The sequence below is a fragment of the Streptomyces sp. NBC_00370 genome (assembly GCF_036084755.1).
Classification (GTDB): domain Bacteria; phylum Actinomycetota; class Actinomycetes; order Streptomycetales; family Streptomycetaceae; genus Streptomyces.
Genome location: NZ_CP107968.1, coordinates 5,168,139 through 5,187,987 on the forward strand (window position 1 = coordinate 5,168,139; position 19,849 = coordinate 5,187,987).

A 19,849-nucleotide genomic window follows, 5' to 3' on the forward strand; every position below is an offset into this window, starting at 1 on the left:
ATGACGGAATCCATGGCGGAGCGTATGGCCAAGGCCCGCGCGCATCTGGAGGCGACCCAGGCGGCGATCGCCCGCGCCGAACAGGATCTGCGCAGCACATCGGAGACGGTGCGCTCGCGTGACCGCGTGGTGGAGGTCACCGTCGGAGCACAGGGCGAGCTGACCGGACTCACCTTCCCCGACAACAAGTTCGCCGCCATGACGGGACCGCAGCTCGCCGCTTCCGTACTGGAGGCGTGCGACGAGGGGCGCAGGCGGATCGCCGAGCGCGTCATGGCGACCTTCGCGCCGCTGACCGGCGGCAACCCGCATGTGCCGGGATCCCGCGGCGTGGACATCGACTGGGAGGGGATCTTCGGCTCGGCGCTCTCCGGCGGACCGCAGGCCGGCGGCCGGCCGAGTGACCGGCTGCGCGACGAGATCCACGAGGACGACACCGACACGGCGCCGGGAGGCCGGGCATGAGCGCGACGAGCGGCACGTACGACAGCGACCCGGTCAAGGCGCGGCAGGCGGCCGAGGAACTCCGCTCCGTGGCGGGCGCTCCGGACAAGATGGTGGACGACTTCCAGACGGAGAGCCGTTTCTACGACGGGTGGAACGGCCAGGAAGGTGTCGTCGACCAGTTCAAGCAGCAGACGGAACCGGACTGGACGGGTGCGAAAGACGCCCCCGTCAAGTTCCTGGAAGCCATCGGGGGCGCTGTTTCCGCCCTGTCTCTCGCGGTGCTGAAGCAGGTCGAGAGCATCGACGGCGCCAAGGGGTACGCCGACGACCTGATCCATGACGCGACCAGTGACACCGAGTCGCTGGACCTGTCGGACGACAGCGACAACGACTCCGGCTACGGGAGCGACGACGATACCGGTGGCGGTGGGAAGCACTAGATGCTGAAGAAGTATCAGGACGACATCTACACCGAGGAGGAGCGGTGGTTGATGTTCGGTCTTATCGGGGAGTTGCCGCCGTCCGGCGTGCCCGATCTCGGTTTCGACAGCGTCGATCTGTTCTCGGGGATGATCGAGAAGGTCTCGGCATACGAGTCGCAGATCCAGGACGCCGTCGCCAAGGCCGCGGACGCGTTTCCCGACGAGGTGTCGGGTCCGTTCAAGGACGGTATCCAGTCGCTGACGGGTATCTACGGCGGCAACAACGTCTTCGACCAGTTCCGTGGTCAGTTGCGCCGGCTCGGCGATCAGCAGATGACGCTGTCGCAGAAGCTGCAGGCGGGCCAGTGGGAGATCTGGGCCGAGCTGGCGACGCTGCTGATCGAGCTGGCTGCGGCTGCGGCAATGGCGTTCTTCACCGGTGGCGCCTCGATGATGGGGGCCGTCTTCGCGCGGGCGCGGGCGGCGATGAACATCCTGATGGCGCTGCACCGGATGATGAGTTATCTGCCGGTCGGGTCCGCCATCACGGAGGCCCTGGAGGAGATGATCCAGGCCCTCGCGGTCAATCTGGCGCAGTTGATGATCAACCCGCCCGAGCAGCGTCCGCCCGGTATCAACGGCACCAACATCTGGCAGAGCGGCCTGTTCGGTGCCGGCGCGGGTGCTTTCATCAAGCTGTTCACGACGATCAGCAGGATCTTCAAGGGCGGTCTGTCGGACGTCTTCAAGAAGAACTTCGACACGGATCTGTTCAACAAGTTCGACAAGACCAGGTTTCCCGGTGTCGACAAGGACTTGTTCAACGGCAAGGATTATTTCGACAATCCGAATCTTCGGGACTTCTTCAAGAAGCCCGACCCGGTGACGAACACCCTGTACAACGTCCCGGAGACGTTCTTGACGCAGGGCCTGGGCGAGGCCTTGGCCGGATACATCATCCAGGGTGCCTTGTTCGGTACGTGGAAGTTCAGCGCCCTTGACTTCGTGGGTGCGGGCATCAGCGGCAATGTGCACGGTGGTCTGCATTCCGGGACGACGGGGCCTGCGGGGTGGCTCCACGGCAAGGCTTTCCGGAACGGGAATCTGTTCACCCGGTACATCAACAACTCGCATTTTGCCGGCGGTTCGAACGGTCCCACCGGTGGGTCGGGCGGTCCGGGAGGAGGCGTGAACACGGCGGGTGGCCCCAACGGGGCGGTGACGTCGCCGGTCATGCCTCCCCCCGGACCGGTCGCCTCGCCGCCGCCCCCGGTGGTGGGAGGTGATCCGCTCGCCGGGTCGGTGCCGCCTCCCGGTACGGGAGCCACGCCGTACTCGGCGCCCCCCGCCGCCCCGCCACGGACACCTGGCACGGTGTCCTCGGACCTCGGCCACGACACGGACCCGACGCGCTACACCGGCGGCAACGAGCGTGTGTTCGGCGGGTCGGACGCCGGGTCCGGTTTCGGGCCGGACGGTGGATCGACGGGTTCCGGGATCCCGTCGACGTTGCCGCCTGTCACGAACTCCACCGGTGGTTTCGGGTCGTCGCTGGGCGGCCTGCCGCCGATCGCGAACGTCAACGCACCCCTGACCAAGGGCTTCGGCGACACCTCCGGCTACGAGCTGACGCCCGACCAGGACGGTGCGCCCAACCCGCTGCCGGACGGCGCGGGGCCGGAGGCCGCCGGACTGAGCGCCGACAAGAACCTCCCGGGTCTCGCCTCCGGACCCGCGCCTGCGGGCGCGCCGCCAACAACGGGGTCCACCCCGCCGGTGGCCGCTTCGCCCGGTGGCCGTTCCCCGGGGATGCGGGACGGTTCCGAGATGTCCGAGCTGCCGGACGTGCCCGACGCGCAGCCGGACACCGACTTCCGCCCGGACGGGACGACGGGCGAGGTGACTGACGGGGGCCCGCAGACGACTCCGGACGCGCGGACGGACGCGGATACGGTCAGCGGGACGCCGACGCACCGCGACCCGGGCACCGGCCCCGCCCCCGAACTCCGCGACAGGCACGGCGACCTGGCGGCACCGGCACCCGTGCTCACGCAGAGCGGCGGGACGCCGGCCGACACCGGCGGCCGGGTGCCGGGCGACCAGGCACCCCGCGTCCAGCGGGACGACGCCCAACGCCGCTGGATCGCCGATCAGTTGGTCGACGGCGACCTGGCGGGCAGCCCTGCGCCACTGGCTCCGGACGAGATGATCAGCGTCGAAGACATGGAGGCGGCGGGCCTCACGCCCGACAACATCCAGCGCACGGTCGCCGCGTTGAGCGGGGGCACGCTGACCGTGCGGGACAGCGGGCTCACGCCCCTGGAGCAGGCGCGGTTGCTCATGGCGGGGCCGGGTCCCTTGACAGCGGTCCTCGACACCGTCGCCGCCCGCGCCTCCGCGCGGATCTGGGAATCGGCGTACCAGGACTTCGCCGCCGGTGAGGACTACGCGGACGCCGCGCCCGAGGCGGTCGCCGACGCCTGGGACACGGCGCTCTCCCTGGTGCTGCCCCCGGACGCGCACCCGGCGCCGGCGGTCCCCCGGCCGGTGGGCGCCGGCTTCCAGAGCGCCGTACGGAAGGTCGCCGACCACCTGCTGACCGGCGGACCGGACGCCCGGCCCGGCACCGCGCTCGCCGACGAGGTCCGCGACGAACTGGGTCTGCCACCCCTCGTACGCCCGGCGACCGTACGTCCGGCGACCACCTCCACCGACGCCGACTTCGGCTCCGACCGACCCGACTTCGGCTCCACGGACCGGGCGGCCCCGCTGCCGGCGACGGCCACCGCCACCGTCACCACCTCGGACGGTCCGGCGGACGAGACCACCCTTCCCCTGTCCGAGGCCGTGTTCCGGACGGAACCAGGACCCGCGCAGGACGACACCGCTCCCGACCCGCGCGAGGCTGAGATCGCGCTCGTGCGGGGCGACCTGACGGCCGCGTGGTACGACTACGCCGCCGCCGTCGGCACCCTGGAGACGCTCGAACAGCGCGCGGCCGCCGGCTCCCCGCCCCGCGCGGGCATCTCCGACGCGCTCGCGTCCGCCCGCTCCCGCGCCGTGCGGGCGTACCGGAACTGGACGGACGCCGAGGCGCGGCTGCTGAGCCTCGGTGAGCAGCCGCCCGTGCCCAGGGACGACCACGACGACGCCGGTCGCAGGGCTGTCTCGGCGCAGGTGACGGCCGAGGACATACCGGTGGACCGGCTGGAAGCGGAGGTCGACCCGCGGCTCCTCGTCACGGCCGACGAACTGCGCGCTGCGGGCGTCACGGCGCCTCCCGGACAGCGGCCGGTCACCGGAGGCACGCCGCTCGGGACCCTGCCGCCGGTGGACCGGGTGCGGGTCCTGATGACCCGGCCGGGCCCGTGGCCCGCCGCGCTCGACACCGTCGCGGCGCAGGTCGCGCGCAGGAAGTGGCAGGAGACCCGCGCGGCGTTCGAGGAGAGCGCGGGGCGGAGTTCCGGAGCGACCGTCTCCCGGGCCTGGGAGAAGGCCATGGGCCTGATCCTGCCGCGCGAGCTGTACCAGCGGGAGTCCCTCTTCCGGTACGCGGCCGATCCGTACCGGAACTCCGTGGAGCAGGTCGCCGCTCTCCTGGTGGCGGGCGGCAGCCACGACGCGGCCACCACGCTCGCCGGCCGCCTCCGGCGCGGTCTCGGCCTGCCCTCCGTCCTCCGGAGCGGCGCACCCTCCGGCCGCCCCGGCGCGCTGCCCGCGCCCCCGGAGCCGTCGGCCCAGCCTGATCTGCCGTTGCCTGAGCTGTCGTTCGACTCGGCACCGGAGCCCGGGTCCGCGCCGCCTGCCGATGCGGCCGGGAGCGACCTGGAGGCGGTGTCCCCCGGTTCGCCGGCGCTCGTCGACCTGGCGGACCGGCTGCCCGGCATGTCCGCGCGGGAGCGCGCCGGAGAGCTGTCGATCCTCTCGCAGCCCGACCGGAACTACCTGGCAGCGGACGAGATGCTGGTGCGGGCCCTGTACGACGGTCTTTCCCGGGAGGACTTCGCGGCCACGGCGGCCCAGTTGATGGTGCGCGTGGCCGACGGCGTACAGCAGCCGTACGCCGCACGGCGAGCGGCCCAGGACCTGATCGCCGGGATGCTGGCGGACCAGGCGGAGCCGCCGCATGACCCGGACGGTCCGCCCGCCGGGAACGCGGACGAGGAGATGCGACGGGGCCCGAACGTCGCCCTGCGCCTGCTCAACCAGGGCACGCGGGTGCTGGTGGTGCCCCGGGACGAGCCGCTGACCTCGCACGGCCGGTTCACCGAGCTGGCCGGGGCCGGCACTGCGGACGGCCGTTCCTGGGAGACCACCCGGGGCGGCCACTACAACGGCCAGGTCGCGTTCACCGAGGAGAACCTGCTCGGTGAGAAGACCGGCGTGGGGCTCAGGAGTCACTTCCCCGACGGATACTCCACCGCCACCCACGAGTTCGCGCACGCCGTCCACACGGGCGGGCTGAATCCGGTCGTCCGCGCCTGGATCAAGCACGTCTACGACGCGAAGATCAACAGGGAGCGGAAGAACGCGAAGCGGATCGGGCGGGGGCAGCGCGTCACGCCCGTGGCATGGCCGGACGGACCGCGGCACGATCCCACCCGGCGCAGGCCGTGGCCCAACTACTCGTCCCGCAACGAGTACGAGTACTTCGCCCAGCTGACCAACGCCTACCTCGGCACCAACCACGGCGACGACCACTACACCGGCCAGCCGCGCAACAACGGCGCCCGGTGGGTACGGGACAACGACCCGGCGTTGCTGCCCCTGCTGGAGCGGCTCTTCGGACCGGATCCGGGAGCGGGGCAGGGCACCCCGGCGAACCCGTACAGCCGGACGCGGGCGGAGAACCAGCTGTGGGCGGACTTCCGCGCGCTGTGGGACACCGCCGAAGCGCAACTGCCGGAGGACCTCGCCGACCCCGCCGGGGAGTCCGTACCCGCCGGGGAGTCCGTATCAGCCGCGGAGACCGTACCCGCGCCCCGTCCCCGGGGCGCCGTGCAGCCGGTGCCGCCGGACGGCAACAGCATGCTGTCCGCCGTCATCGCGAGCGACCCGGCACTGCTGCGCGACCGCCTGACGGGCCTGGCCGGGCGCGACCCGGCAGCGCACGCGTGGCTCTCCGACCCGGCGCGGGTCAGGCGCGATCTGGCCGGTCCTGCCGACGCGTTGGCGGACACCCCGTACGCCTCCGTGCTGGCCGCCGCACGCGGGCTGGTCGCCGACCACCTGCTGGCACACCGGGGTGTGGGCGCGGGCGAGGCGCTGTGGCAGTACCGCCTCAGCGCCCTCGGGGACGGCTCCTTCGCGGCCCGTGCCGCCGGGACGGACCTGGCGGAGCTGGTCACCAGGCTGGACGAGCTGGGCGTCCCGCTGCCGGACGAGGGCCGCTTCACGACCGACGAGGGGCTGCGCGGCGAACTGGCCGACCAGCTGCTGCGCCACGAACCGCTCGGTGACGGAGAGCTGACCGCTCTCACCGACGCCGTCCTGAACTGGGCCGACCGCTGGAACTCCGCCGAGGGCGAGGCGTTCGCGCCGCTGCTCGCGCACGTCCTGGACGCGCGCCTCGACATCTTCAGGGCCGGCCGGTACGGCGAGGCGGGGCCGCTCGACTTCCGGACGCACCAGCCTGTCGGCCCGGCGGACGCCACCCGCACGATCGAGCTGTTCCACACCGCGTCCTACGTGCGGCGGACCGTCACCGAGAACGGTGTCACCACCTCCCGCTGGGTCCCGTCGGGCAACGAGCACTACGAGGGCAGCGACGCCATGGCTCCGGCCGTGCCGCCGCCGGATCGGGCGACACCTCTGCCCGGGGACGCGCCGCGCTCGGACGCACTGCCCCCGCCGCCCGAGAGCGCGGGCTCCCGCGGCGGGCTGACCAGGGACGGACTGTCGGCCCTGGTGGCCGAGGTGATCCCGCGGGGCGCGGTGGGTGTGCCGACGTTCGGCCGGTGCGCGGCGCTGGTGCGGGGTCTGGGCGACGCGCTGTTCCCCGAAGGGGTACGGGCGGCGGTCGCGCTGGACGACCTGGCGGTGGGCCGGAGCGCCACGGAACACGCGCTGGCGGCCGGTCCCGGCTGGCGGCCGGTGCGGGCGTGGGACCAGGTGGCCGAAGGACTGGCCGTCAGGGGCGCGGGCCCCGGGTCGGTGGCTTTCGTGCTGGCGGGGGCCCAGGGCGGCCGACCGGGGCACGCGTGGGCCGCGTACCGGCTCGCCGAAGGCGGTGTGGCATGGGTGGATCTGACACGGACGGAAGAGAGCCGGCTGAGCGACGGGCCGCCCGAGACCGTTCCGCTGGGCGCGCGGGCCGTGATCGTCGGTCCTGCCGGGCAGGTGCTGCCGGAGGCGCTGCCGCTGTCCGATGGCGCGCCGTCCGCCGACTCCTGGCAGGCGCTGGTGGACGCGCCCACGAACCACGGATATGCCGGGTGGGGGCCGGAGTTCGAGGACCGCAGGATCATCACGATCCAGCACAGGGACGGCGACCCCGACGATCTCGTGCATCACCCGTTGGCCCACGGGCACGGTCTGATGGCCGTCGTCGACAGGAGAGCGGTCTATCGGAACCCCGGCACCGGAAGGCTCCAGGCCACGCCGCCGTTGGTCGTAGCGGGGGCGGATGTCCAGGCGGGTGAATACGCCTACATCGTCGAGCTTGTCGTCGATCCGATGCAGGTGATGGAGGAGGAGGAGCGGCAAACCCTCGAAGAGGGTCTGTCGGCCCTGGAACGGGCCCAGTCGCGGCTGAGCACCGTCGACGCCCTGGGGGAGCCGCTGCCGCTGAGCGCGCTCCTGCGGTCGGCCGACGGGTGGACGCTGACCGATCTCGGCAGGAGGACCACCGAAGTCCATCCGGCGTTCCCGGACGATGGCCCCGGCGACTACACGCAGCTCACGGCGGGAGTGAGCGCGCTCGGTCTGCGGGGGATCCAGCGCCTGGTCCTGCGCCGGCTGACGGTGCCGACCCTGGAGCCGATCCTCCGCAGCGGCAGCGAGGTCGGCCGCATCCTGGCCCGTCAGTACGTGCGCGGACTCATCGACGCCGCCCCGGCGCAGGTGGATGCGCTCACCCCCTTCTTCACCGCTGTCCCGGACGTTGAGGAGGTGTGGGGATACTCCTGGCTGCTGTTCAACGAAGTCGCGGCCGAGCCGATCTCGGCCCGGGTGCCCGGCGGCATCCTCATCAAGAACTTTCTCGCGGCGGCTTCCCGGCATTCTTTCGAGCACCTCCTGAGGGCACTGCGGCCCCGCACCCGGGCGTTCCTCCACGATCACGTCGAACAGATCAGCGGGGTCGCCGGCGACCATCTGACGCGGCTGCTGGAGTGGCTGGGTCAGCGAATGCCTGGCTTCGGGGCCGTCCCCGTCAACGTCTTCGACGTCTCCCGAGGCCCTGCGAGCCCGCGAGAAATGATGAACGTCGGGCTGACCGGCCGCACCTCCTGGGGCAAGCGGCTGGATCGGCACGACAGCGTCGGTATGGCGGAGTTCGGCGCACTGGACACGGCCTCAGGACGGCTGTCGGTCGCCCTCGTTCTGCTGGAGCTGCGGCACTACGGCTTCGACCGGATGATGCTGCCGGGCCAGCTCCGCGAGCTGGCGACCGAGCTGGTGGAGTTTCTCCGGCGGGACTACGAGCAGGCGAAGGCCAACCGCTTCCCGCTGTCGGAGCCCGAGCTGCGCGCGTCCTTGCTGCGGATCCGGAACAGCCCCGTGGTGCGCGCCCTCGCGCCCTTCCTCGAACTGGCGACGGAAGGGCTGCCGCTGGCCGGCGGTGTGCGGTATCCGCTGCTCGACGGTCCGGCCGCGGCGGATATCGCCAAGGCTGTCGGCCGCTGGGCACTGGGTACCCCGTTGCCCGCCGGGCTGCATGCACAGCTGCGTGAAGCGGTGCGGGCGGCGAACTCCCAATTGCCGGCGCTCTCCCGTGAGTCGCGCCATCGGATCGTGCCCGCGGTCGACGAGGCGCTGGCCGCGCTCGCGCAGCTGGCGGACCCGGAGTCGAGGCCGGAGCCGGTGCGCGGGGACGAGTCGGTCGAGGCGGCCGACGGGGAGCGCGTGCCGGTCGGCGACCTGGCCGTCGTCCAGTACAAGGACGCCGACCGGAAACTGGTGGGACTGTCCGTACGGTCGGCCGACGAATCCGCCGCCCGGACGGACTCCTACGCCCTGCTGCCCGGGGTGTTCCCGAAGAAGTCGGAGGAGGAGGGCGGCGAGAGGGGGGTGCCGCGCGCGGCCACCAGGCATCCGGTGCCGTTCCCCAAGGCGTTCCTGCTCGGGTTGGACGGGGACGGGACTCGCGCGGGACTCGCGTTGCAGTCGGGGGAGGTCAAGGAGTTCGGCTACCCGGAGCTGTTCCACGCGCTGTTCGCCGTCGCACCGGATCTGACCGCGCAGTCGTCGAACACGGCCGTGGTGGTGATGGGAGCCGATCTGGCCGGCCCGACGCAGGCGGACCCGTTGGAGCAGCCGACAGCCGGCCAGTTCCTGGCCACGGCCTGGGGCCGCTGGGTCTGGGCGACCGCGAGCGGCCGTGAGCCGCGGATCGTGCCGCTCCCGGGCCAGAACCCGTCGGCCCGCTTCGAGTTGGCGGACGGCGACTGGTGGGTGGGATTCCGTCCGGACCCGGCTCTCCCGCAACTGCGGGCCATCGCACGCCGGGTGACGGGAGAGCGGGCCACGCCCGACCAGGTGCTGCGCTGGGTGCGGGCGGTCCGGCTGATCTACGGCGTCCGGGTGGAGAACGACCAGGAGACGTTCGACGCGCTGCTGAGCGGGTTCTGGACGCTGGACCAGCACCGGGCCCGGCGCGGTGACGAGACACCGCTCACCATGGGCGAGCTGTACTCGATGCGGGAGTCCTTCACCCGCTGGCAGGAACGGCCGGCCGGGTCGCTCGCGGAGGAACTGCCGCGCATGATGGACGCGCTGGCGAGCGCGACCGGCGACGTCCTGGAGCTGACCGGCCTCGGCCTGACCCCTCGGTACAACCCCCTGCGGGCAACCGAGTTGCCTGCTGCCGAGGCCCCCGCTTCCGGCAGTCGGCCGGGTGGCAGGCGGAGCCGGGCGGACGAGGTGATCGCCTCCGCGCGGCACCACTCGTCGCGGCCGGGACCGGTGCCGATGTCCCGGGTCGTGTCGGCGTCCGGCAGCTCGGACATGTCCCTGGACAGCTCCGAGGACGAGCAGGAACAGCTCCTGCCCGAGCCGCAACGGAGCGCCGTGGCGGCGCTCTACCGGGCGTTGCCCCCGCATGTGGCCGCCCGGGACGGGGGACTTGACGCCCTGATCGAGCGGCTGGACCGGCTGCGCAAGCAGCACCCGGACCTGGCGCGGGGCCGGTTCGACCTGGTGGCGCTGGTCCGCCAGGTGCTGCACCTCGACGCCGGCGAACGGCTCACGGACGGCGCGGTCGCCGAACTGCTGCGGGTGGCGTCCCAGCGCCCGCAGGCGCGGAATCTCGCGGAGCTGTCGGCGCACCACCTGGCGCCCGGGGTGTTCGCCGAGACGTTCCGGCTTCCGCCCGACGCGCGGGGCAGGCCCCGGGGCTGGAACTGGCATCAGGCGGGTGTGCCGGCCGACGCCGATCTCAGCGTCGCCGTTGAGGTCGTCGAGCGGGTGGACGGGACACGCGACGAGAAGCAGATCACCACCCCGTGGGGGGACGTGTATCTCTACTCCGCGTCGAGTGATTCGTCCTCCGTCACGCTGCCGGGCCACGGCGGGCGCCCGCGGCGCGTGCCGTTCGAGGTGTTCCAGGAACTGCCCGCGCTCGACCCGGACCTGGCCCGTGTCCCGGAGGGCACGGACCTCCTGCTGGCGATGGACTCGGTCAGCTCCCGGGGGGTCCATCTCGCGGACGGACTGGTGGCCAGGTACGGCCTCGACGTCCTCTCGACCGGCGGCAGGACGGAGTGGACACGGCCGGCCGGCGACCCCGCACGTTCCGTGCTCGCGATCACCGCGCGGGAGCGGCAGGAGCCCCTGGGGGGCTGGCTGCGCCGAGACCCGCAGACGGTTCGTACGGTCGCCGGACGAGGCCTCGGCGACGCCGCCTACTGGAGCCGCCGGCTCTCCTACTGGCCGGTCGTCGGCCCTGGCCACCGGCTCATCGGCTACCTCTCGCTGGACTTCGCCGAGGAGGGCGACGGAGGCTGGTCCGCCACCTCGTTCTACGCCCGGTTCACGGCCGGCGCGCCCGTCGAGAAGTACGTCATCCGCTACCCCGACATGGCGCGTCTGCGAGCGCGCCCGGTGCCGTGGAGCGAGTGGGGGCTTCCCGCTCCCGGCTTCGGGGTCAACCACGGTCTGGCGGGCTCCACCGCCTGGGACACCCCGCACGGCACCGAGACCACGTCAGGCCCGGAGTCGGGCCGCAGGGCCGCGGCGCTCGTCGCACTGACCGGGCTGCCCGACAACCACCCCTTCGTCATGGACCAGTGCTACGGCGCGATGCCCACGGAGCGCGGACGCGGCGCGCAGGACGACGCCTCGGTCCACGACAAGGACCAGCGGGGCGCGGACCCGCTGGTGGACCTGGCGGAGATCCAGCACCGGGCCGACGCGCTCGACAGGACGGTGTTCTCCCAGTACTACCTGGCGACCGTCGGCTTCACGACCGCGCCGCTGCCGGGGATCGGTGCCGACGAGGGCGTGTTCGAGGTCCATCCCGACCAGCGGTTCCAGGGGGTGACCCCGCAGACCGCGTGGCCCGTCGCCCGGCCGCGGCCGCGGGGCGCGTCGCTCGACGCCGTCGCGCGTGCGGCGGGTCTGCACACGGGTCCTGGTCCGGCGTCCGACGAGACCGGGGAGCAGACCCTGCGACTGGTGATGGCGCTGCGCCGGGTCTTCCTGCCCTTCATGGACCGGAGTGGGGCATTCCGATTCGTGGACGAGCACGCCCTGCTGCTGAGCGACCCCGGCGACCAGCGGGGAGCGCTGTCCCAGGTGCTGCTGCGGGGCATCGGCGCGCTGGAGCTGATGCGGCAGGCGGACGTCGGGCAAGGCCGCCCGAGCGTCCCGGTGTTCACCGTGGACCTGCTGGAACTGCTGGCGGAGAAGCACCAGGCACTCACCGGGCAGCCGAGCACCACCGGGCTGCCGACGGCGGACAGGCAGCGGAGCTTCGCCGTACTGCTGGAGGACGCGCGCACGGCGTGGGACGAGCGGCCGGGGCGCGGGCTGAGCGAATGGATCGCACTGCCCGAGGTGCCCAGGGCACTGGAGACGCTGCGCCGCTTCCCCGACCCGGCGGCCCTGGTCCGCGACACCCTGGGCCTGGCGGACGACGCACCGGTCGGCGTGGCGGAACAGTCCCGTGTGCTGTGGGCGGAGATCGCGGCCGAGCGGCTCATGAGCCGCGACGCCGAAGCGGCGGCCCAGGGGGAGTTCGCCGCGGCGGTCCTGCGCCTGGAGCAGCCGGACCCCGCGCGGTTCGCCGAGGCCCACGGTGCGGCCGTCAGGGCGATCGCCGCGGGCCGGGACACCGGGGACCTCGCCGCGCTGGCCTCCCACGGACTGGAACGGGACGGAGCGCTGTCACCGGACACGCTGCGCCACGACTCCGAAGGCACGCTGTGGGCCAGGGACTTCACCGGAGAGCCGGCCCAGGCGACCCAGGGCGATTTCGACCACAGCGTGGTCACGCTGATGGAGCGGCTGCCCGACGGCTCGTACCGTCCGTACGACCGGATCGCCGCCCCCTGGTACGACGAGGACGAACCGGACCGCCCGGCCCCGTTCGTGTACGCCGCGGGCGAAGGCTACGCACCGGCCCGGGTGTTCGCCGATCTCGCCTTCCGCGACCCGGAGCTGCGGGAGCTGGGCAACAGGACCGACGGAATCCTGGTGGTCCCCCGGGCCATGCCGGCGGGCGACGACCTCGTGGTGGACAGCCTTCCGGCGCAGGTCTCCCTCAACACGGCCAAGGGCTGGTACGCCGGCACGCACCCCGTGGGGCTGTACCGCGAAGGCGACACCCTGACCGTCGCCGTCTATCCGGAGCAGGACGAGACAAGGCCGCCCGAGGACATCTGGGGCTACGTCCCCTACGACGACGTCCGGGAGGCGGCCGAGGGCCTCTCCGGCACCTCGTCACCGGCGGCCGATGCCGGCATCACCTCCTCGCCCCCGCACGCACAGCGTTCCGGCCGGCCGCCGCTCGTACCGCGTCCCGGGCCGGACAGGGCAGCCGGGCGCGGGCTGACCTGGGCCGGTCTTGAGGCCCGGGTGAACGCGGTGGCCGAGCGGGCCCTGCCCGCCGAACCGACGCTGGGGGAGTGCGCCGCACTGGTGCGGGACCTGGGCGCCACGGTGTTCCCCGGCGGGGTGCGGGCCGCGGTGGCGCTGGACGACTCGGCGGTGGGCCGCAGCACGACGGAGCACGCGCTGGCGGCGGGTCCCGGCTGGGCGTCGGTGGAGTCGTGGCGGCAGATCGAGAACGCGGTACGGGCGGCAGGACCGGGATCACTGGCCCTGGTGCTGGGGCGGCGGCAGGGCGGCCGGCTGGGGCACGCGTGGGCGGCGTACCACCTCGCTGACGGCACCGTGGCCTGGGCGGACCCGCTGGAGAGGCGCGGGCGGCGGCTGGCGTTGACGCCGGACGGGCACGACGGGGCGGATCTGCTGGGCGGACAGCGGCAGGGGCGCTCACCGCTGGAGATACCGGCGCTGGACGGCCGTGCGGTGATCGTCGGTGCGTCCGGCCGGGTGCTGCCCGCGGCGCTGGCGCCGTTCACGCAGTCCCGCTCCACCGGACAGGCGCTGGTCGACGCGGCAACGAACGGCGGATACGCCGGATTCTCCCTTGAGCTTGAGGACCGGCATGTCATCGAACTCTCCGTACCGGGCCTGCCCGAGCTGGAGAAGATGACGCTGGCCACCGGGTACGGCCTCAAACTCGTGGTCGAGAAGACCCCGATGTTCTGGAACTCGGCGGAAGGGCGGTACCAGTACGACCCCCCGCCGGTCCGGCCGGGGGAGCGTCCCGCGAGGGCGCTGGCCAAGATCATCGGCGAGTTCGTCCTCGATCCGCTCCAGTCCGTGGCCGACGAGCGGCGGGTTCCCCCGAGGGAGGGGCTGCGCCGCCTGGAGACGGGGCGCGCCGCGCTGGCGCGCACCGACACGGCGGGTCCCGTGCGGCTGGCCGACCTGCTGCCGGCAGCCGACGGCTGGACGGTGTCGCCCGGCGTCGGCGACCGGGCCGTGGTGTTCCCCGCGGTGGCGCACGGCGCGGACCGCAGCTACGTGCAGCCCACCGCCGGGGTGAGCACGCTGGGGCTGCGCGCCGCACAGACCCTGGCGCTGCGCCGGTTGGTCCGGCCGGAGATGGAGCCGCTGTTCTCGCGGGGCAGCCGGTTCGGCCAGAACGTCGCTCTCTACTACGTGAGCGGCCTCCTGGGCATGAGCCAGGACGACGCGGCGGCCCTGACGCCCTACTTCGCGGCCGTTCCCGAGGTCGAGGAGGTATGGGGATACGCCTGGCTGCTGTTCAACGAGGCGGCGGCGGTCACCTTCGCGTTCAGCTGGCCGAAGCCGGGGATGGACGGCAGGACCGCGCACGGGGTGCTGAGCAAGAACCTGCTGTCCGTGGCGTCCCGGCACTCCTTCCAGCACATCCTGCGCGGACTCAGGCCCGGCAGCCGTGAGTTCTTCCGCGGGCACACCGGCCTGATCGGCGAGGTGGCCGTTCCGCACCTCAAGGGCGCCCGGGACTGGCTCCAGGAGAACATCCGGGAGTTCGGCCGGATCCCCGACGACGATTTCACCCCGTTCAAGCTGGTGCGGGAGAAGCTGAACCTCGGCCTGACGGGACGGATGTCCCAAGGGGCGACGCTGAACCGGGTCGAAGCCATCGGCATGGAGGAATACGGCCCGCTGGACACCGATCTCGGGCGGCTCGCGGTCGCGCTCGTCCTGCTGGAGCTGCGCCACTACGGCTTCGACGACCCCGCCATGACGCCCGAGCAGATCCGGCAGGCGGCCGAGGAGCTGCTGGAATTCCTCCAGAGGGACTACGAGCGGGCGAAGAGGTTCGCGGTCCCGCTGTCGCGGGCCGCCCAGCGCGACGCTCTCTCGCGTATCGCGCGGCACCCCGCGGTGCGGGCGACCGCGCCCTTCTTGACCCTGGCGGCGGCGGGCTTCCCCCAGGCGGACGGCTCCACCAGCACGCTGCTGCCGGCTCTCGACTGCTTCGACATCGCCGGCGGGATCGGCGCCTACGCGCTGGGCACACCCCTCCCGGTGGACGCCCCCGCGCACCGGGCGCTGCGCGGCGCTGTGGAGGAGGCGGCGGCCCGGCTGGACGAGCTGCCCGCGCCGGAGCGGCAGCGGGTCGAGCCGCTCGTCAGGAACGCCGAGCGAGCCCTGCGGATACTGGCCGATCCCGAGGAGACTCCCGACCCGGTGGCGTGGGACGGGACGGTCGAAGCGGCGGACGGCGAGCCGGTACGGATGCGCGAGGTCGCCGCCACCAAGCACCTGAGCGCGCCTTCGCAGCCGGGCGTGCCCCCGCAGCCCGGCATGCCTCCGCAGCCGCCGTCCCGGGTGCCGGTCGGCTTCTCCTCCCGTACCGGGCAGGCGTGGGACGGACAGCAGGAAACCTACAGACTGCTGCGCGACGTGTACACGTTCACCAGGGTCACGCGCGGTGCCCAGGACCCGGGCGGCCCGGCGTCCGGGTCGGTGGAATCGGCCCCGGAGGCCCTGCCGTTCACCGGCATGTTCGCCCTGGGGATCGACGGTGACGGCACGGGGGCGCGGCTCGCGCTGCTGTCCGGGGACGTCAAGACGTTCAGCTACCTCGGTCTGGTGGACGCCCTCTACGCCCTCGCCCCTGACCTGCCGTCGGGCGGCGCCCTCGTCCCGATGGGCCTCGACGTGTCGGGTCCGGCCACGGCGGACCCGCTGGTGGCGCCGGGGGCAGGGCAGTACCTGGCGAACAGCCTGGACATGTGGGTGTGGTCCACCGTCAGCGGGCGGGCCCCCGTGATCGTGCCCGCCGACCTGTCACGTGGCCTGGGCGCGCGACTCCAGCTTGAGGCGGACGACGACTGGGCGGCATTCCGCCCGGAGCCGTCCGGGCCCGAACTCGACGTCCTCAGCGGCCGGGTGACCGGGGGACAGGCCACGGGCGAGCGGGTGCTGCGCTGGGTACGGGCGATCAGGCTCATCTACGGCCCGTCCGTCGAGGACAACCAGCCGGCGTTCGACGCGCTGCTGCGGGGCTTCTGGCTGCTGGACCGGTTCCGGGAAAACCGCTCGGGCGACAACGCGCTGCTGACCTCGGACACGCTGCGGCGGATGATGACCGGCTACGCCCACTCGACGGGGCGGCCGGTGCCGCCGCTGGCGCTGGGCCTGCCGCTGATGCTGGTCGAGGCGGCGGCCTCGGCCGACGAGGTCCTGGAACTGTCCGGCTTCGACCTGACCCCCCGGTACGTGCCCCTCCGCGCGGCCCCGTGGAACGGCGCGGCGGCAGCGCCGGCCGCCGCGCCGCGCCGGGTGTTCACCCGGCCGGTGGATCCGGCGCTCCCGTCGCTCCCGGCGCTCCCGGCGCCCGCGGCCCCGTCGCTCCCGGTGTCCGCCGCCGCGCTGGCCGGCAGCGCGCCGGTGCCGGTGGCCGCACCCACCGCCCAGGAGCTGGCCAGGCACCACGAGAGCGTCCTGATCGAGGCGTTCGGTGCGGCCGAGCACTTCCCCGCCGGGGCGCGTGAGGCACTGACGCTGCTCGACCGGCTACGGACGGGGGACCCGGATCCGGTCGGCGGGCCGCTGCTCGACGCGGCGGCCCTGGCCCGGCGCGTACTGATGCTGGGCCCCGACGACGAGGTCATGGCGGAGGAGCTGGCCGCGCTGGTGGCGCTGGCCGAACAGCGTCCCCGGGCCGGCTCGCTGGCGGAGCTGTCCGCCTTCCACCTCTACCAGGAGGGCGCCTTCGCCCCCGAGTTCCGCTACACCGACGCGGCGGGGAACGCGCTCGGCTGGGACTGGTCGAACAGCCTGCCCGCCACCCTCGACCTGGACCGCACGGCGGTGGAGATACGCGGACGGCAGGGCGGCGACCCGGCCGTGACCGTCGGCGTCAGCCCGTGGCGCGCGGAGGCGGGGCCCGGAGGACCCAGGCCCTACGTACTCGGCGGGGACAGCGGTCCTTCGTCGGTGGAGATCCTGGGGCGGCGCGCGCCGTTCCCGGTCCTCGACGCGTTGCTGGAATTCAACCCGGACAAGGCCCAACTGCCGCCGGGTACGCAGGTGCTGCTGTACCTGTCCGAGGCAGTCGCGTGGGGCCTCCAGCTCCAGGACGGCCTCGCCACCCGCCAGGGCTGGACGGTCTGGGCCACCAACGGGACGGTGAAGACGCTCGTTCCGCCCGGCGACGTGCCGCCCCGGCCCCTGATCGCGCTCACCTCCGTGGAGCGCACCGGCCCGATCCCTGGCTGGCTGCAGCGCTCCCCGGCAACCGCGACCGCAGTGGCAACCGCGACCGCCGCAGCGCCGCGGCGCGCCGGGGCGATCGAGTGGGCCCGGGACATGGTCGTCCGTCCGGTCATCGGCCCGCACCACCACCTGAGCGCCTTCCTGGCCCTGGACCTCGAAGCGGACACGGACCGGGGCTACGCCCGCAGCTACCGGGCGGCCCAACTCGCCGACGCGCGGGTGTGGCACGTCAACCGCCCGGGCAGGGCGGCGGCCTGGGACCCGCAACCGCTGCCCTGGTGGCAACTCGGCATGCGCGCGCCGCTACCGCTGCTGCTCCATGCCGGAGTGGCGACCAGTTCCTGGCCCACCGCGGCCGGGGTGGCCCACCCGGGCCCCGCCGAGTTCGTCCGCAGAGTCGCGTTCCTGGTCGAGAGGTCCGGGCTGCCCGCGGGCTACCCGCTCCTGCTGGTCGGCTGCAACCTCGGGACGAGCGGCAGCGCGACGTACCACGGTATGCCGAACCCGCCCCTCTCGTACGGGGTGCCCGTCGGCGTCGACGTGCTGGACGACCTGTCCCAGAGCCAGCTCGTCGCGAACCACCTGAACTCCTGGGCCTTCGCGGCTCCCCAGGCCATCGGCCTCTACGGGGCCGGCCAACTGACCGGCGGCCCGGTCGCCGACGAACCGGTCATCACCCTGACCACGGACCAGCGCGAGCCGCGCACCGGCTGGGTCGCCAACCGTCCGGAGCCCAAGGGGCCCGACCTCGACGAACTCGCCCACCGTGCCCACCTCCCCGTCGGTGCGGAGGGCACCCGGGAGCGCACACTGCGGCTGTGGCGGGCCGTGGTGCACACGTTCGGCCCTCTGGTGGACCGCGATCCGCAGTTCGACAGGCTGTGGCGCGGCATCGGCGCGCTGGAGCTGATGCGGGAGGCCGACGCGGCAATCAACCGTGTCGGTGCCAAGCGGTTCACCATGGATCTCTTCAACTACCTGGCGACGGGCTCCCCGAGCGCCCCGATCGCGGACGAGGGACCGCACCGTCGACTGCTGCTGGAGGTGGCGGGCGTGCGGGAAGCGGGGGACTCCCGGACGCTGTCCGACTGGCTGCCGATGGAACCCGTCGCCGCGGCCCTGCGCGAACTGCGCTTCCACCCGAACCCGGTGGCGCGGATGAGGGACGTCCTGGGACTCGACGACGCCGCCGCCGTAGGGGAGAAGCAGGCGTCCCGCACGGTGTGGGCGATCGTCAAGGCCGACCTCGCGGTGAGCCGGAAGCTGGTCCCCGACCCGGCGCGGTTCGACGCGGCCGCGGTCCGCAGGGCGGCGGCGGCCGGCCGGGACGTCGAGAGCGCGGCCCAGCTCGGCTCGCACGCGCTGGAGCGCGCCGGGGCCCTGTTGCCCGCCACGGTGCTGCGGGACGGCGAGGGAGACGGCTGGGGCCGGGACTTCTCCGGTGGCGCACGGGAGCCGGGCACCTTCGACCCCCGCGTCGTCACCCTGCTGGAGCGGGCAGCCGACGGTTCCCTCGTCGTGGGCGGCGCCGATCCCGCCCCCTGGCACGCGGACCTGGGCCCCGCACCGGCCAGGCCCTTCGTCTACACGGGCACGGTCGCCCCTGGCACGCCGGGTGAGCTAGGCGATCTCGCCTACCGCGACCGGGAACTGCGGACCCTCCTGGCGCGTGTCCCCGGCATCGCGGCGTTCCCGTACGCCATGCCGCCGGGCGCCGGCCCCGCGGTCGTCGGCAGTTGGCCGGGGGAGCTGGCCAGGCACACCGGCATGGCGTGGTGGGCCTCCACGGCGGAGGTCCGGCTGCACCGTGATCCGCGTACCGGCACGTACACCGTCGCCGTGGTCCTGGAGCCGGGCGCCCCGCCGACCTCCCTGCACACCTGGGGCCAGGTCACCCCCGACATGGGCGACCCGCGGAACACGCATCCGCCGGCACCCGCCGGCGCGGAAGCCGCCTTCGCCGCCCCCGCCGGTTCGGAATACCAGTCGTCGCCGACACTCGCCCCGCGGGCCCTCCAGGCCGCGCCCCCGCGACGGATGGTCACCCGGCCGGTCGCGGACGTGGTGCGGAGCACCGGCAGTGCGCGGGCGTGGGACCCGGCCGGTCCGCCGCAGGGCTTCCCGAACACCGGGCGGCCCGGCTCCCCGATGTCCCTGACCGGTTCGACGCCTCCCGGCTCGCCGATGGAACTGGACGACCAGCAGGGCGTACAGGCGGTCGATGAGCACTACGCGCAGATCCTGACCGAGCTGTTCGGACCGCGCGCCGGGAGCGAGCACGCCTGGACGCGGGGCAGGGAAGCGCTGGCCGCCCTGGACCGACTGCGGGCGCGAGAGCCCCGGTGGGCCGGCGGGCCGCTCGATCTCGGCGCGCTCACCCGCCACGTACTGCTGCTGGGACAGAACGACGCGACGGTCGAGCAGCGCAAGAAGCTGCTCGAAGTCGTCCTGGACGACAGGGCACGCCAGGCGTACGGGGTACGGGCGGACAGCCTGGCGGTGCTCGCCGCCGACCACCTCGCGCGGGAGGGCGCGTT

Annotated in this window: 3 protein-coding genes (1 of these 3 running past the window's edge); all 3 read left to right on the forward strand. The window is 73.4% G+C overall.

Annotated features, from left to right (window positions below):
• Tightly spaced (each overlapping or abutting the next), the 3 genes in view from OHS57_RS23260 to OHS57_RS23270 form a layout consistent with a single transcriptional unit that may run on beyond the window.
• Entirely contained in the window at positions 1 to 465 is a 465-nt protein-coding gene (locus tag OHS57_RS23260; protein WP_328583216.1) for a YbaB/EbfC family nucleoid-associated protein, read from the forward strand.
• Positions 462 to 887: a hypothetical protein gene (locus OHS57_RS23265; RefSeq protein WP_328583217.1), complete on the forward strand. Its 426-nt coding sequence runs from the start codon at positions 462 to 464 to the stop codon at positions 885 to 887. Before OHS57_RS23260 ends, OHS57_RS23265 begins: the two co-directional genes overlap by 4 nt.
• A protein-coding gene (locus OHS57_RS23270) for a lonely Cys domain-containing protein (protein WP_328583218.1) crosses the window boundary here: on the forward strand, positions 888 to 19,849 show its start. 31,147 nt of this gene lie beyond the right edge of the window; only the first 18,962 of its 50,109 coding nucleotides appear in the window; it begins with the start codon at positions 888 to 890; the stop codon falls past the right edge of the window.